The sequence below is a fragment of the Staphylococcus microti genome (genome assembly GCF_000934465.1).
Taxonomy (GTDB): domain Bacteria; phylum Bacillota; class Bacilli; order Staphylococcales; family Staphylococcaceae; genus Staphylococcus; species Staphylococcus microti.
In genome coordinates, this window is sequence record NZ_JXWY01000120.1 from 1 (window position 1) to 255 (window position 255).

The following is a 255-nucleotide window of genomic DNA, read 5'->3' on the forward strand; positions in this document are numbered from 1 at the left end:
GCCCCATTTGAAAACGGTCATTATTGTAGTAATCAATGTAATCATCTACAAGTTCTGCCAATTCTTCAAAATGATGAATATCTTTCAACCCTTTGATTTCATCTTTCATATGACCAAAAAACGATTCTTGAGGCGCGTTATCCCAACAGTTTCCTTTCCTAGACATTGATTGTTTTAAACCACTTGTGTTAACTAATGCTTGAAATGATGTACATGTATAGTGAATCCCTTGGTCTGAGTGAATAATTAATTTTT

At 33.3% G+C, this 255-nt stretch carries 1 protein-coding gene; it reads right to left on the bottom strand.

All coding sequences use genetic code 11. The features are described 5' to 3' along the window. Positions 1–255, bottom strand: a 255-nt coding sequence (locus tag TP70_RS10140; RefSeq protein ID WP_044361432.1) for an IS3 family transposase, incomplete at both ends; no start/stop codon positions are given.